General features: G+C 48.0%; 12 protein-coding genes. 7 read left to right on the top strand and 5 right to left on the bottom strand.

Features of this window, described 5'->3' with window-relative positions; genetic code table 11:
• Nucleotides 1–69 precede the first annotated feature (69 nt).
• The 3 genes from L6442_RS04890 (at nt 70) to L6442_RS04900 (ending at nt 3,684) form a co-directional block, all read left to right on the top strand.
• Complete coding sequence (locus L6442_RS04890) at nt 70–2,328, top strand: sensor histidine kinase (RefSeq protein WP_212977838.1); 2,259 nt, start codon at nt 70–72, stop codon at nt 2,326–2,328.
• Nucleotides 2,294–2,917, top strand: coding sequence for a response regulator transcription factor (locus L6442_RS04895; protein ID WP_212977837.1), 624 nt, complete (start codon nt 2,294–2,296; stop codon nt 2,915–2,917). The genes L6442_RS04890 and L6442_RS04895 overlap by 35 nt, the downstream gene beginning before the upstream one ends.
• 239 nt (nt 2,918–3,156) lie before the next feature.
• Complete coding sequence (locus L6442_RS04900) at nt 3,157–3,684, top strand: DUF4241 domain-containing protein (RefSeq protein ID WP_212977836.1); 528 nt, start codon at nt 3,157–3,159, stop codon at nt 3,682–3,684.
• A gap of 625 nt (nt 3,685–4,309) precedes the next feature.
• Here L6442_RS04900 and L6442_RS04905 read toward each other — a convergent pair.
• A complete protein-coding gene (locus L6442_RS04905) occupies nt 4,310–5,668 on the bottom strand; it encodes an MFS transporter (protein WP_212977835.1) in 1,359 nt (452 codons plus the stop codon).
• A gap of 545 nt (nt 5,669–6,213) precedes the next feature.
• Here L6442_RS04905 and L6442_RS04910 point away from each other — a divergent pair.
• Together L6442_RS04910 and L6442_RS04915 are read left to right on the top strand one after the other, a co-directional pair.
• Nucleotides 6,214–6,603 carry an iron chaperone gene (locus tag L6442_RS04910; RefSeq protein ID WP_212977834.1) on the top strand — a complete coding sequence of 130 codons (390 nt, stop codon included), beginning with the start codon at nt 6,214–6,216 and terminating at the stop codon, nt 6,601–6,603.
• 1,048 nt (nt 6,604–7,651) lie between these two features.
• Nucleotides 7,652–8,866 (top strand): MFS transporter, encoded by a 1,215-nt coding sequence (locus L6442_RS04915; protein WP_237100222.1) that lies wholly within the window; start codon nt 7,652–7,654, stop codon nt 8,864–8,866.
• Nucleotides 8,867–8,916: 50 nt separating this feature from the next.
• Here the strand turns inward: L6442_RS04915 and L6442_RS04920 are convergent, their stop codons facing one another.
• From L6442_RS04920 to L6442_RS04935, 4 genes are all read right to left on the bottom strand, one after another.
• Nucleotides 8,917–9,354: an Lrp/AsnC family transcriptional regulator gene (locus L6442_RS04920; RefSeq protein ID WP_212977832.1), complete on the bottom strand. Its 438-nt coding sequence runs from the start codon at nt 9,352–9,354 to the stop codon at nt 8,917–8,919.
• Nucleotides 9,355–9,644: 290 nt separating this feature from the next.
• Nucleotides 9,645–10,202 carry an HXXEE domain-containing protein gene (locus L6442_RS04925; protein WP_212977831.1) on the bottom strand — a complete coding sequence of 186 codons (558 nt, stop codon included), beginning with the start codon at nt 10,200–10,202 and terminating at the stop codon, nt 9,645–9,647.
• Between the two features lie 128 nt (nt 10,203–10,330).
• On the bottom strand, nt 10,331–10,942 hold the full coding sequence (locus L6442_RS04930; protein WP_212977830.1) for a TetR/AcrR family transcriptional regulator: 612 nt from the start codon (nt 10,940–10,942) through the stop codon (nt 10,331–10,333).
• Nucleotides 10,943–11,075: 133 nt separating this feature from the next.
• Nucleotides 11,076–11,972: a DUF2268 domain-containing putative Zn-dependent protease gene (locus L6442_RS04935; RefSeq protein WP_212977829.1), complete on the bottom strand. Its 897-nt coding sequence runs from the start codon at nt 11,970–11,972 to the stop codon at nt 11,076–11,078.
• 567 nt (nt 11,973–12,539) lie between these two features.
• Here L6442_RS04935 and L6442_RS04940 point away from each other — a divergent pair.
• Nucleotides 12,540–13,688, top strand: coding sequence for an ROK family transcriptional regulator (locus L6442_RS04940; protein ID WP_237100223.1), 1,149 nt, complete (start codon nt 12,540–12,542; stop codon nt 13,686–13,688).
• Nucleotides 13,689–13,806: 118 nt separating this feature from the next.
• A complete protein-coding gene (locus L6442_RS04945; RefSeq protein ID WP_212977827.1) occupies nt 13,807–14,892 on the top strand; it encodes an extracellular solute-binding protein in 1,086 nt (361 codons plus the stop codon).
• Nucleotides 14,893–15,323: the final 431 nt, after the last annotated feature.

Genomic DNA, 15,323 nt, shown 5'->3' on the forward strand with positions numbered 1-15,323 from the left:
TTGATCTTAGCCTTTATGCTCGAGTTATTGATTTTTTAGAGTATTACACTCGAAGAGAGGTGCTGCAATTTGCCAAAAATTGCACGCAAATACAATTGGGCCGTATACAGTTCAGTCTTGTTATTTCTGCTTGTTGCGGGTTATATTCATGCCGTTACATTAAAGAATCCATATACGGGTTTAATGTTTCACGAAGATGGAGACACCTGGGTCGTCGCATCCATCGATCCAGCCGGTAAGGCAAGAGAATGGGACATCCATATCGGTGACAGACTTCTGACGGTTGAAGGCCAAAAGCCGGAAGTAATGAAGCTCGGTAATCGTGCTTATCTGAAGCGATTGGGAGCACTTCAGTTCGAGCGCGAGGGCTTGGGCCGCTTCGAATTGCGCAGCGACCCGGGAATGCCGGAAGTGTATAAAAGTTTGTTTGCAGCATGCGCGGGGCTGGCTCTGCTGGTTATCGGACTGGCTGCCTATCGGAACAAGCCCGAGTCCTATATGGTACGCCGCTTTTATGCACTGAATGTATTCATGGCAGCGACGCTGCTATCGGTCTATTCGACAGAGACGGTGCTTACTGGACTGATATTGCCTGTCATTGCAAGTTGTTTGCCTTACCTGCTGTTTGCCTTCTTCGTTGCTTTCGTGTTTCGTACCGTCCCAGGGTGGATTGGTTTAGTGATGGCTGCCTACCGGGTATCGGCTGCCTTGTTCGCCGTATACGCTTTGCTGGTTTTCTCGCTAGGGGACATCCCGGGGTGGACCCGGGGCGCTCTTCATACCGCTCTGATTGGTACATTGCTTGCCATATTCGCCATTGCTATCGTATATTGGCGCGCGATGGATCGCGCTGAAAAAAACCAGCTGCTGATATTTGTTACCGCGTTGACATTTGGCCTGATGCCCTACCTGTTTTTATATGCACTCCCTGACCTGCTATGGGGGGAATACATAGCGCTGCCGGATATGACATTGGCAGGTCTTATTGTTTTCCCTGCTTCTATACTATCGTTGTGGGCCAGACAAAAGCTGCTTGATATCCGCTTCTATCTTCCACGTTTAGTTATTCATGGCTTGTTTGGAGGGCTTGCGACAATCCTGATAGCCGCGCTAATACGTGCTAGTGCATCTCCTGTAACACTTACATTATGCGGCGCGTTTGTTATCCTAACATTGTTGCATCGGCTTGGTCTTGATAGTTTCAAACGGCAGCGGGAGAAACGGGGAAATCGTCTGGATCGGCAGCGGTTGGAGATGTCGATTAGGCTTGCCGAACATCGTAACAGCCGTGATCTATTGCGAATGCCTGCCGAGCTCATCCATAGTGTAACAGACATTGAGGGACTTTGCTTCGTCTGGAATCGGGGAAGTGAAGCTATTATGTATGGAACAGGGCAATTTACCGAGATGCAGGAGTTAACCAATTTTCGTCAAATCGCTCCGACTATTTTTGCACAAGTGATGGATCTTGTGCAGCCTGACGGAAAAGTCATTGGCTATTTGGGACTTGGTTCCAAAAAAAATAATACGTCCTTTACACCGGAAGAGCTGGACTTAATCGACAAAGTAAGGCTGGAAACCGTCCGTCTGCTGATGGGTGCTGCCTTACTGGACGAGCTGCGAGGAGCGAGAAGTGAGTTGCCAAAGGAAACCTCGGAATTCAGATTGCTAGAAGCACAGCAGGCAGAACGGGTTCGAATGTCATATTATTTGCATGATCATGTTTTGCAGAATCTGATCTTTCTTGCTCGCGATTTGGAAGAATTACACGATACCGAACGAAGCGACAGGCAGTTGACCGCCGTCTGGCTGAAATGTTTGTACGATACGCAGCGCGACATCCGAATGCTTTGCGATGATTTATACCCGCACATCATCGATCAGGCGGGGCTGGATGCAGCGCTGCTCTGGCTCGCGCGCACAGTTAAAGAGAACGGAGGCCTAGCCATCGAGGTAGACAACAAGCTGCCGGTTACGTTGCCTTCGTTATACAAGATGGCGCTGTTCCGAATTGTGCGTGAGCTTGCAAATAATACGGTCAAGCATGCGAAGGCACAGAAGTTGGAGATTCGGTTATGGGAAATTGATGATGCGTTCTGTGGAAAGATCAGCGATGACGGCATTGGATTCGACCCTGTGAATGTGAGCAGTAGTACCGATTCTAAAGGATTCGGACTTGTCACGATCAGCAGTCAAGTCGCCCAATTTGGAGGAGGCATCGAGATTGAATCGGGAGCACAGCGAGGTACGATTGTCCGCATTAGACTGCCCAAACAGGGAGGTGAAGCAAATTATGGATCAACGAATCAAGGTGCTGCTGCTGGATGATCATCCACTTGTCATGGAGGGATTGAAGAATCGGCTGGATCGTGAGCAGGATATGCAGGTCATAGAGACATTCAGTGAACCGCTCGAGCTGCTTAAAAGTATCGATGCACTGAAGCCGGACGTCGCCGTTATTGACATTTCAATGCCAGGTATGACGGGGTTCGACTTGGCGGTAGAAATAAAGCGGACTTACGATATGGAAATCAAGTTGATCGTGCTGTCAGGTTACGTCTACGATGAATATGTCCAAAAAGCTTATGAGATAGGAGTACATGCTTATTTATCCAAACAGGCGACCTATCCGCAAATTATAAATGCCATTCGGCAGAGTATGCTTGGGCTGCGGCTCGTGCCGGAGACAATGACTACATTACCGAGAGCTGACCAATTGACACCGACAGAGAAGGATGTACTAAAGCAAATCGCGCTAGAGAAGACAAATAAGGAAATTGCTAGGGAGTTAGCGATGAGCCAGCGAACGGTAGAATATCATATGGCGGCAATTAACCGAAAGCTTGATGTGAAGACGAGGGTTGGGGCGGTAGCTAAGGGCTATGAGATGGGATTGCTAGAACGCTTATATGACTGATTCTAGCATTAAATAGAAGTAACCCTCTGTTATACTGTTGATCTTGTAGGTGTAGGGGATTGATGATGAAACCATTTAAATCATTCCACATCCATATTTTTTCGGTATTTTACAGTATGATTGCCGTAAGTGACTTCAGGAGCAGGAAGCAAAGCTTCAACTCGCCGCTTGCAGCCGGACGTACGCTGAGTCTTCAAATATCAAACATCAATCCAATTTCATAAAAAAGGAGAATGAATATGATCATTCCTTTAGGCCAATTTGAAGTCACTTCCGGAAAAGTGGTCGTATCCGATCCCTGTTATGACCTGAATCCGGAAACGATTATTATGGGAGTTTTGGAAAATGTAATGAACGGAAACTGGAACGCTGAGGTACATAAAACCGAGGTGAGGGATTGGGGCGAAGCCTGTTCCAGGCTGATCGCTTTTCACGATGCGTTTGCTGGGCGGCAGGATGAGCTCGCATGGATCAAATGCAATTTTATCGTTGGAGTGGACAGCGGGCAGGCGGGGATTTTTGACGTAAACAAATATCGCCTTCCTGACCCGGGAGTTCAGGAGATGGAGCCTGACACAACGGATAGCGACTGGTATTATGTATGCTGCGACATGACGGGAAGCGAGGAAGAGGCCGGAGTTTTGGACGGGGGCGTGGTGTCGCATTCCGGTCTGGGCGATGGCGGATATGCGGCGTATTATGCTGTAAACGATCAGAATCAAATTATCGGAGTCAAAATCATTTTCATTAAAGACGCGGATTTGTAAAAAGTAACGATAATTACACAGAATTCTTTCTCTATCGCCACAAGAGCAGCTATCATCATGTTTGGATACGCTTCCGATTCTAACGGACACCACGACCGCTAAATGGCTAAAAGCAGCAGTTTTTAAATCCTAACGGACACCACAGCGCTTAATTGCCTCAAAACACCGCCAAAAGAGATTTTTTCACCAAATAGCAGCATCTGTGTCCGTTAGAAATCAAAATGGTCGAAATTGCCCACAATAGCTGCAGCTGTGTCCGTTAGAGTGTTGTGTGACTTTGCAATTCGTCCTTTGTGCTCGTCAACATCACATCATAGAGTACATCTGTAACAATATATTAAGGCGATAAATACTAATAGATATTACCTATGAACCCATGAATATGAAATTGATATCGGCTGCCTTTACCTTACTTGGATTTAACACTATGTGTGGGTGGATTCCTTTACGGGTCCAGATGTGGTGTCCAGTTGCAAAGTGAAGGGCAGCAATGGATGAAAAATCGAAAAGTGGCGATGCAGAATTACTCCTCTGCTCGCCACTTTTTAGTTTCCTAACCGCGTTTCTAATTCCAAGTGGAACTGTCTCTTCAGTAAACTAAGCTACGTTTGGGACAGCCCGAAAATTATTTATGGGTCCTCTTATACGAGATGATGAATAGGATGCCGCCAAACGCCACGAGCGCCATAAAAATCAGCATCATATTGCTGTAAAGCGCAGCCGCTTGAATCTTTACGGTTCCGATGAAGCGAAAGTTTAGCCACGGTTTTGTCAGCAGCCCGCCTACACCGGCAATGCCGATGCCTTCGGCCAGGAAGCAGGCGAAGTTGAGCATGCCCATCCCGGAACCCGCCTCATCCGGTTCCAGCGTCTTGGCGACACCTGCGGATACAACGGTTTTGACGAACGAGAGACCGCCAAACGTCAGGATTACCGAGCCTGCAATCAGCCAAGGCCCACGGTCCGTATAGAAGAGTACGATCAAGAAACCGGCGGCAATCATGACGAGTCCGAACAACATCGCTATGATATGGCCAAGGCGGTCAGCCAGTACTCCTCCAAGCATTCCGAACAGGATGACGCTTAGCGTCCCCGGAAACAGAATGGCACTTCCGATAAGGCTGGTCGGCATATGATACACGGCTTTCATCAGATAAGGCACCATGGCAATGAAACCGGCGACTGTACCGAGCACCAAAGCACCCGTAAGTACCCCGGCAATGTACCCTTTTTTCCGAAACAGGAACGGTTCGAGAAACGGCTCCTGCCTTCGGCGGATATGAAAGGCGAGAAGTACGAACAGAACCAGACTTGAAGCCAGGTAAACCCAATGGTACAGCGTCGTGAACAGAGCAAACGCAAGAATACCGACTGACAGCAGAGCTGCCCCGGTCATATCAAACGCTTTTCTATTCGACATTTCGTCAGGCAATATCCGTAATACGAAAGGGAGGGCCAGAAGCGATACCAATGGCAGCGCAAATAACACGGACCAATGAATATAGCCGGAAACCGCACCACCAATAACCGGGCCAAGCCCTTCACCAAAGGCAACAACGGAGCCGACCAGTCCAAATGCTTTTCCTTGTCTTCCCGGATCGACAACTTTGACGATCATCACCATAATAAGTGACGGAATGGCTGATGCTCCAACACCTTGAAAAAAACGAGCGGTCAGCACGCCCGGATACCAGGCATGGCACAACAGGCCAATAACCGAACCGAAACCATAGGTCAGCATGCCGAATAGCAGCAGCTTTTTCATGCCCGTATGCTCGGATATCTTTCCATACACCGCTACGCCAATGGCGAAGGAAAGCGAAAAGCAAGTATTCGTCCAATTGGCCGCAGATGGCGTTATGCCAAAATAAGCGGCAATATCCGGCAACGAGACATTAAACATCGTTTCGTTCATTACGCTGAAAAACGTCAAAACACTGAGCCACAGAATAAATCGCATTTCATTTTGGTGTTGCACTTGCATATAACCCCTTTAGGTAAAGGGGAATCGCAGTTTATAGGGTCAATGATGCGTATTCCCCTAATTGATGTACCCTTGCAGAATTGATTTGCCGCATGTTAAAATACGCCTCCAAATCTATGGATTTATAAAATATACCAAATGATTATAACATAATCCCTCCGAAAAATACTGCGGATATTGGGAAACGCCTTTTGTCTAATTATGCTTCAGGCCTTTGCTCTACTTGCGAGCAAAAGTATGGTTCGATGAATATAAAATATTCCCTGGTTATCACTGGATATTTTGATACTATTGATATTGATAACCAACTAAAGTAGGGTTGGGAGTCCGATCCTACTGGAACAAATCCTGGCTACCTATGGGCTTGTAAAACTCCCCCTTGTTATGAACTGGAGCGGTATTTTCCAATTGCCTTTGTCAGTATCGTATCCGCGGTGTTTGGTTCATGGTTATCAACCCGTGTGATCACAAAAACAGCCCCTAGAATATTGGTAATTGAGTAAAGCAAAGCTGTAATTTATAAAGTGAAAGGAGTTCGGCTTCCCATGAACAAAAAAATTACGTACGGGTCGATTGACGAGTACATCTCTACATTCGCGCCGGAGGTGCAGGACATTCTGCAATCGATCAGGCAAGTCATAAAAGAGGCGGCCCCGGACGCAAAGGAAAAGATCAGCTACCAGATGCCTACATTTGAGCTTCATGGGAATCTCGTACATTTTGCCGCATTCAAACATCATATCGGCTTTTATCCGGCGCCGGATGGGGTCGAGGCATTCAAAGAGGAGATCAAGCCATACCATACGTCCAAAGGAACAATACAGTTTCCCATCGATAAACCGATCCCGTATGAGCTCATACGCAAAATCGTTCTATTCAGAGCAGCCAGAAATACAGAGAAGGCCAACAGCAAAAAAGTAAAGAAAAAATCGTAAGAGAAAGTTCAACTAAAAACGTTTCATTTTATGGAAAGTGCTCAGAATTGAAGTGCTCCAAAAGTGAAGTGCTCCAAAAGTGAAGAGCCCAAAAAGTGAGTGGGTCCGAATGTGAGTGGTCAAAAGGTACTCCGAAAGTGCTACGAGGTGCTTCAAAAGTGCTTCGAAGGTGCTTCAAAAGTGCTCCGAAGGTGCTTCGAAAGAGCTTCGAAAGAGCTTCGAAAGAGCTTCGAAAGAGCTTCGAAAGAGCTTCGAAAGAGCTTCGAAAAGTGCTTCGAAAGTGCTCCGAAGGTGCTTCAAAAGCGCTCCGAAGGTGCTTCAAAAGCGCTCCGAAGGTGCTTCGAAAGTGCTTCAATAGACTTTTCGCAAGCCGCGCTTGGGTGCTGACCAGACGCTTGGTTTGATCTGAATGCGCTAACGAAACTGGGGAGCGTTATTGGCGCAAAAACGATGCCGATTTAAATTTAACGAAACTACAGATCGTTATTTGCACGAAATACGACCGAATGAACCTCTATTGAGCTAAATAGCGTGTCATAGTTTCGTTAAAAATTTTAGAAGCTCATTTATGCCCGAATAACGATTGTGTGTTTCGTTAGAATCAAACGCATGAACAGGTTCATGAGTCCAGCCCATTTTATACGTTAACATGATGCGATTCGAATCCGGTTCTACGAACTTGAGTACCAAGGTGGTGTTTCCGTATTTTTGGCACGGACTCTTCTAATGCGTGAGATAGCATGAGGACCTGCTGCTGCTTGTCCCGTCGCTGCAATGGTCACTTTCTTTCACACTGGATCAGTCGATACTGTTATACCGACGCCTCCAACGATGAAAAATGTGGGTGCGGCATTCATTTAGAGGCGGATTTATAAATTAAAGGGGACTTTGTTTATATAAGTTAAATTTATTGGTAATAAAGGTGCTTAACATTGATTCATCTATGTAAAATAGCGGTTTGAACATGTAAACTTATATCTGCTAAGGCGAGCGCTCGCAAGCAGGTAAATTCAATAACCGACTATTCTACTCATAGGAGATGATCATATTGAGCAATCATGTTAGCTCTGCCCAGTACAGTGCTGCGTCCGATACTCCGCGCTCTGAGCGTTTCCCGTGGGGAGGATTGATTGCACTCGCCATGGCAGGGTTTATTTGCATTCTAACCGAAACGCTGCCTGCGGGTTTGCTGCCTCAAATCAGCGCAGGGCTTGGAATCTCGGAAGCTCTTACGGGGCAGCTTGTCACATTATACGCTCTTGGCTCCCTTTTGGCCGCAATTCCTTTGACCACCGCTACGCGCGGATGGCGGAGGCGGCCGCTGCTGCTGTTGTGTTTGATCGGTTTTCTTGTATTCAACAGCATTACTGCCATGTCCTCCAATTATTCGCTGACGCTGGTTTCCCGTTTTATGGCAGGCGTATCCGCCGGCGTGTTATGGGGAATGGTAGCGGGTTACGCCCGCCGGATGGTACCTGATCCGCTCAAAGGGCGGGCCATGGCTGTGGCTATGGTGGGCACGCCCCTTGCGCTGGCGCTCGGCGTTCCCGCCGGAACATTCCTTGGCGTAGCAGTAGGCTGGCGCGCCGTGTTTGGACTGATGTCGCTGCTGACTGTGCTGCTGGTTGTCTGGGTACTCTGGAAGATGCCGGACTATCCAGGCCAACAGGCCGACAAGCGGCTTCCTCTCCGTAAAGTTTTTGTCATGCCGGGGGTTCGGTCCGTATTAATGGTTGTTTTGACTTGGATACTGGCCCATAACATTCTGTATACGTATATTGCCCCGTATCTCGCTGAGTCCGGGCTTGCCCGGCGCGTTGACCTGGTGCTGCTTATATTCGGGATGACGTCTGTTGTCGGAATTTGGTTGACCGGCATATGGATTGACCGGATGTTACGGCCGCTGGTATTGATCAGCCTCATTAGCTTTGGCTTGGTTTCCATCCTGCTTGGGATCGGGAGCGGTCAGCCCATGATCATCTATGCGGCGGTTGCCATCTGGGGACTGACGTTCGGGGGAGCGGCGACATTGCTGCAGACCGCAATCGCCGAGACCGCCGGCGAGAGTGCCGATGTGGCCCAATCCATGCTGGTGACGGTATGGAATCTCGCCATCGGCGGTGGCGGTTTAGTTGGCGCTATTTTATTCGAAACGACCGGTGTCCGTTCCTTTCCCTGGACTGTGTTCATTCTGGTGGTTCTTGGGCTGCTCATTGCGTGGCGGGCTAAGGAACATGGATTTAGTTCGAAGAAGCAGGGATGAATTCATGCCTTGCATAAGGACGCTCGTGACTCCGGTCGTTTATCGTTGACTTACTCTTCATCAAGTGTGATGAGAGGTTTGTGCTCGATAGGGGATGACATTACGATCAGGATCGTATATGTTCCGAATTTGTCGAGATGATTGCCAAACTCTTCCAGGTTACGCGTAGATTCGGTCAAAACTTTCAATAAATAATTATGTTCTCCACTGATGCGGTGGCATTCAATGACATGCGGGGAAGAACGGACAAAATCGAGGAACGCGTCGCAATCTCTTGTCCGAAACAGGATATAGGCGCTGGCGTGCTTCCCCGTTTTTTCAGCGGAAACGATGGTGCGGTATTCCTCAATAATTCCTTTTTCCTCCATCCGTTTAACTCTTTCCGTTACGGCGGGTTGAGAGAGGTTCACGGATTTGCCGAGCTCTGTCATTGAAATTCTTGCCTGGCCTTGCAGATGGAACAGGATCTGTTTATCAATTTGATCCACGTTGTTGCCCTCCTTTGAATTTAAGGTTAATTAAGCTAAATTCATATAATTTATTCGTGATACAGTCATTTGAATAGACTTTATAATATAAAGTGAGTCTTTTCGTTAATATAATAAACCGGATTAGCTATAGTATCAACACTTGACTTCTTTTCACAAATATTCAAACCGGATGGCTATCTTGGACTTTGTTGCAACAGACAAACAGACCGCCCAAAAGGAGTGGTCTGTTTGAAAATATAAGAGTATATACGGCAAGAAGCCCGCATACGGACAAGAAATGTTTAAGATCAAGCGCCATGACTTCGGTAAGGAACAACCCACTTGCCCAGCTTATAACCGCAAAAGACAAGCAGAAGTGTAAGAGGCAGCGCAATGGCCAGACCTCCGGCCAGGGAAGAGGCGCTAATTTTACCGGCATCGTAAAAGCGATAAAGCGCATAGAACGCAAAAGGGATTTCAACCAAAATGGCGGTGATGACCCCGGGCGTATAAGCCCGCTGCTGCAAACTAATGAAGGCATGTTTGATGCCGTCCAGCCCGATCACGGCCAAAACGCCGGCACAAAGCAGGTTCAGGTTGCCATTGTTTTCGAACCACCTAACCGAACCAAAGGCAATCAGGCTGAGGACTGTGCCGAGCAGCAAAACGGCGACCGTGAACTGCAGCGTTATGCTTTTGCCGGGATCGATGAAGCGGTTTTCCATACGTCTGAAATAATCCTGATGGTTTCGGAGCCATCTCTCCATCATAAGGATCTCTTCCCCGTCATGAATGAAAAAAGCCGCCGGTATCAGCCAGATGAGTGCTTGCAGGTGAATTTGATCAGATATCAAAAAATTCAGCATGCTTCCTATAACCTCCTAAGAATGAAAAATTTTTGCTCATTATCAAACTGAGTATTTACTCAAATTGAGCCGATAAAAAAAGCTGCCGCAGTATATATGTCATGTATAAACTACGAAGCAGCCGGGTGCTAATTTTGCTGCGATTGTCCGTACAAACCGTGAAGGAGGAGCTGCACAAGCTTGCGGACATAGGATTCCTCATCGTACATAAAGGCGTTTTGGCCGAAACGGTAATGGATCATAAAATAGAGAAAAATGGAGGACGTCAGCATCGACATGGCCACTTCATAAGTACCTTCGGCTGCCGGCATCATTTCCATCCCCTGCTTCAGCATACTGCCTCCCGCAGATCCAATGCTTCCGATGAGCTGGAATACTTCCTGGGATACCGCTTCATCCTGGATCATTTCGGGCGACCAGATCAGCATCAGGTAATCGATATGCTTTTTAAGAAACCGCAAGTATTCAAGACCATACTGAACCAGCGCCTCTTCCAGCGTTCTTCCGGATAAGTATTCATCAACCTTTTGGGCTTGGATGGCAAAGGAAAAATTTTTCACGATATGCAGCAGCAGCTTTCTTTTGTCGCCAAAATGGTAAAAAATAAGTCCTTCCGCCACGCCGCATTCATTTGCGATTTCCTTCGTTGTGGTCCCGTGAAACCCTTTTTGCGAAAACAGCTTGAGTGCGGCGGCGATTATGCGGTTTTTCTTGGAGTCTCTGTTTTTTGAGTTGGCCAATGGCAATACAACCCTTTCCTAATGCGCATCAATAGATGAAATGTATTTTTTGAGTGGTTACTCAAATTATAGGTTTGGGAATATATTCTGTCAATCAGGCAGGTGAACCGAGAGGCAGGGGAGGCCGGGTTGTTCAATCGAATAACCCGCAATGCCCGATGATGTCATCCGCTTGCATCAGCGTGGCTTCCGCAATTCCGACATGATTCAGGTTCATAAAGGACTGCACGGCCTTGTAACCAATGGCATAACCCGCAAACGGGGACAATCCGACAGGGGGATACCCCTGTTCTTTTGCATAGATATCGCCAAACATATAGCTGCTAACCTCGGCAAAACCTTTTACATTCAGCGCTTCTTTCAGAATCTGGGTGGAATACTCCAAATCCTCCTCATCGAAGGAAGTCACCCAAGGGCCAAGCAACTCCTCTCCATACAATTCCCGGGCGAACGACTCTGCCAATCCTTCAATGATCAAATATTCTCCAACCGTAACATCGCCATGATCCCAGTCAAAATAGGAGAAACGGATATTATGATGAAATTCATGCGCAATAACGGCGGGAATTCTCGGAATATTATAGGTGTTAGGATGAATGGTCACCTGGATAAATCCAGGGATTCCTCCAAATCCGCTATACCCTTTTACCAGCTCCAGCTTGTAGGGATCGGCGATGTACAGGCCAAACATAACTTCTTCTGCGTTGATGTTTAGTCCATGTTCGAGTATGAAATCAACGCATTTTTGCAAAGCTTCTTGTGCAGTGGATAAGGCATCGATCTCTTTTAATTTATGCAAAACACGAGTGCCTGTCTCCGTTTCGCTTAGTTCCAAATGCCCAAGCATTTTCGCGGCCATTACGACATCGTAACCGCCCGGCTCTTTGGCGCGAAGCGGAACATTGATCGTATTCCACATCGTTTCAAAAGGTTTCATCATGGTGTAGCGAAAAAAATCTTCCCTTTTGGACGGTTCTAAACCATATAGTTTTTCATAGTGCAGAAGCGTATTTTCGATGGTGCATTTCAATAGATTCACCTACTTCGGATGATTGTGATAGAACGGAAGGTATGTTTTCAAGTCCGCTCATCACTGTCTGTTTGAGGATAGGATAAGATATAACGTTACGTGAGAGTCAATGGAGAGAGTCAAACTTGTTATGGAGGCTGCTTAGAGAAGGGATATAGAATCTACTCGGCCTTCAACAAGTCTTGCAGCTTAAGGAAGCCAATGCAGGCGATGCGGATATGATCTTTTTCGCGAATCCTGACGAATTTTTTTGTAGGACTAAAATGGTTGTAGGAAAAAAGGCTGATCAGCAGCTTGACTCCATGCGCGATAAAAGATCGGCAAAACGTCCATAGAAAAACCCTGGCGGTCTTACGGTACGGGAAATTCGACCAGTTAGAGGGCCCGGAAATCAGTAAAGCTAGAGAGAAATGGTTCTTTAGGAAAAAGAGATCATTTTGCCATTTGCTAATTGACAATATGAAAGCGCATTCATATACTGAGGCTTAAATTTGTTAGTTATTTTAACTAATTAAGGTGGTGAAGCAAATCGTGATCGGTCGGGGGAAAACCGGGAATACGAAATTTATGAAGCAGATGAATCGGGAAGGCATATTGCACCAGCTGCGGCAGGAGCCCCGCTTGTCACGGGCCGAACTGGCAGCAAAAACCAAACTTAGCCGTCCCTGCGTCTCGGCGCTGGTCGAAGAGATGATTGGGGAAGGGCTGATTAGAGAGGTTGGCACAGGAGAATCCAGAGGGGGACGCAAACCAATCCTGCTTGAATACAATGTGCAGGCATATGCTGTTATAGGAGCCGTTTTTGAGGGAAGCGAGCTCGAAATGGCGGTGGCCGATATGAAAGGCGAACTGATCGCACAAGTGCATACCCGTTTGAACCAGCCGGTCGATGGGGAATCAGCGCTGCAAGCGCTCGAAGTTACCCTTGCGCGTCTGCTTGATGCAAGCGGCATTGAGCGCGACCGGGTGATCGGTATCGGCGTCGGCCTGCCGGGCATTACGCAGCGCTTGAGCGGTACCGTGAGCTATGCCCCAAGTACGGGCTGGATGGATCTTCCCGTAGGCAAGGAAATCGAAGAACGCCTTCACTTGCCGGTCGTGCTGGATAACGACGTCAACATGATGACGCAGGGGGAATTTTTCGGCGGGTCCGGGTCCGGCGTGTCCAGTCTGGTGTACATGTATGTCGGAACCGGGATCGGGGCAGGCATTATCATTGACAAGCAGCTGTACCGGGGAAGCAGGGAAGCCTCCGGGGAAATCGGCTATATGCGGATCGGCGATTCGCCTGAACGGCGGAAGGACGAATTCGGCGTGTTTGAGAAAAATTTCTCGGTTGCCGGCATCCATGGGAAGGCGAAGGCGCTCGGTCTTCATGTGGATCCGGAAGCGAGCATTCTCAAGCAGTTGATCAAGCTGGGCGAGGAAGGCCATCCGCAAGCGGAGATGCTGCTGAATGAGGTGTATCACGGCTGGGCATCGGGGATTGCCAATACGGTCAGCGTACTTGATCCCGAGATGCTTGTCTTGAGCGGCGAAATGGTGCATCTGAACGAAGCGGGACTGAACCGGATCCGCGAGCTGTTATTCGATTGGGTGCCTGTGGTGCCGGAAATCCGTCTGGCCGAGCTGCGCGAACGCGCGGGTTTGCTAGGGGCGGTGCACAGTGTGTTGGAAGCGCATTCTTCTGCGGCAATGGGGGCTGGAAGGAGATAATCAAGAAATTTGGGGGCAACAGCGATCGGAAGAAAGATCCGGACCCATAGCGGTCAACTCGCATCATATCAACAACTAGTTTCAGTATTGAACTTTAAAAACAGGGGGAATCAGAAAGATGAAAAAGAAATGGTTGAAACTCGGCATGTTTGGGGTGGCGCTGGCGATGACGGTCGGCCTGACGGCTTGCGGCGGAGGAGAAAAGGAACAACAACCGGCAGCCTCCGGTGGAGACGGCGGGAAAAAAGGATCGCAGAAGCTGGTCATCTACACCGCCCGCGACAAAAATGTCGTCGAGCAGATCTTGCCGAAGTTCAAGGAGCTTAACCCGGATATCGATGTCGAAGTGATGACGATGGGCGCCCAGCAGATCATGGAGCGGGTGCGCGGCGAGAAAGCGAATCCGCAGGCCGACTTCTGGTGGGGCGGAACGCAATCCTCTTTTATTACGGCGGCGAATGAAGGATTGCTGGAATCGTATAAACCAAGCTATGCGGACAGCGTGCCGGCTGAATACAAAGACGCTCAGGACCGCTGGTACGGCGAGATGCTGCTGCCCGAGGTGATCATGTACAACTCCGAGGCAATTAAAGAAGCGGATGCGCCGAAGGATTGGGACGATCTGCTCGACCCGAAATGGAAGGATAAAATTTTGATCCGGGGCGTCATGGCATCCGGGACGATGAGAACGATCTATGACGCGATGATTTACCGCCAAGACCCTGCAAATCCGGAGAAAGGTTATGAATGGCTCAAAAAGCTCGATGCGAACACCAAAGAATACACCCAGGATCCAACCCAACTTTACTTGAAGCTGGCCCGGCAGGAAGGAATTTTGTCGCTCTGGAATCTGCAGGACATTTTGCTCCAGAAGGAACTGCAGAAACAGCCGTTTGACTACATCTACCCGGCAAGCGGAGCGCCGATTCTGGTGGATGGGGTCGGTATCGTAAAAGGCGCCAAAAACATGGACGCCGCCAAGAAGTTCTTTGATTTTATTTTTGATAAAGACCAGCTGAAGGAGAAGGCGGATAAATTGTTCCAGATTCCAACCCGGACCGATATCGACAAAAACGAGTTCCCGGACTGGTACAAGAAACTGGACACCAAACAGCTTGATCTGGACTGGATGGTTCTTGCGGATAAAGAGAAGGAATGGATGCAATATTGGGATGAAAATATCAAAGGCAAAGGCGGAAAGTAGAATCCGTACAGTCATTGGTTTGGGCTCATATAGCTTGAACGAGGCTGGTAAAGATGGCAAAGCTGGCGGGGGCAACCCCGCCCGGCCATCCAGCTATATAAGTTGAATAATGAAAAGGGACAAGGGATAGGCGAGAGGGTTCAATATTTTAAAGTAGATCAGTTTTAGAATATTAAACCTGGGAGAAATGATTCTGAAGAAGCTGAAAGCTTTTTGGAAAAAAGCTGCTTCGGAAGCGTATGCTGCGTTCGCCTAAAAGCTTTCCGTAGGAAAGCTAGCATCGAAAGCATTTGCTTTGTGAGCGGATTTTGACAATGAATGAGTTAAATCAAAGAAATCTGGGAGCGGGCAGCGATCGAAAGAACATTTCACCCGGCTCCCTTCATCCGTGCAAACATTGGTTCAACTTATATAGCTTGAAAAAACAATCA

It is taken from the genome of Paenibacillus azoreducens (genome assembly GCF_021654775.1).
Taxonomy (GTDB): domain Bacteria; phylum Bacillota; class Bacilli; order Paenibacillales; family Paenibacillaceae; genus Paenibacillus_AQ; species Paenibacillus_AQ azoreducens.

Excerpts from the sequence above, each read along its gene's own strand:
- L6442_RS04895 (WP_212977837.1), top strand. The coding sequence starts at position 2,294 with ATGGATCAACGAATCAAGGTGCTGCTGCTGGATGATCATCCACTTGTC.
- L6442_RS04900 (WP_212977836.1), top strand. The coding sequence starts at position 3,157 with ATGATCATTCCTTTAGGCCAATTTGAAGTCACTTCCGGAAAAGTGGTC.
- L6442_RS04905 (WP_212977835.1), bottom strand. The coding sequence starts at position 5,668 with ATGCAAGTGCAACACCAAAATGAAATGCGATTTATTCTGTGGCTCAGT.
- L6442_RS04910 (WP_212977834.1), top strand. The coding sequence starts at position 6,214 with ATGAACAAAAAAATTACGTACGGGTCGATTGACGAGTACATCTCTACA.
- L6442_RS04925 (WP_212977831.1), bottom strand. The coding sequence starts at position 10,202 with ATGCTGAATTTTTTGATATCTGATCAAATTCACCTGCAAGCACTCATC.
- L6442_RS04940 (WP_237100223.1), top strand. The coding sequence starts at position 12,540 with ATGAAGCAGATGAATCGGGAAGGCATATTGCACCAGCTGCGGCAGGAG.
- L6442_RS04945 (WP_212977827.1), top strand. The coding sequence starts at position 13,807 with ATGAAAAAGAAATGGTTGAAACTCGGCATGTTTGGGGTGGCGCTGGCG.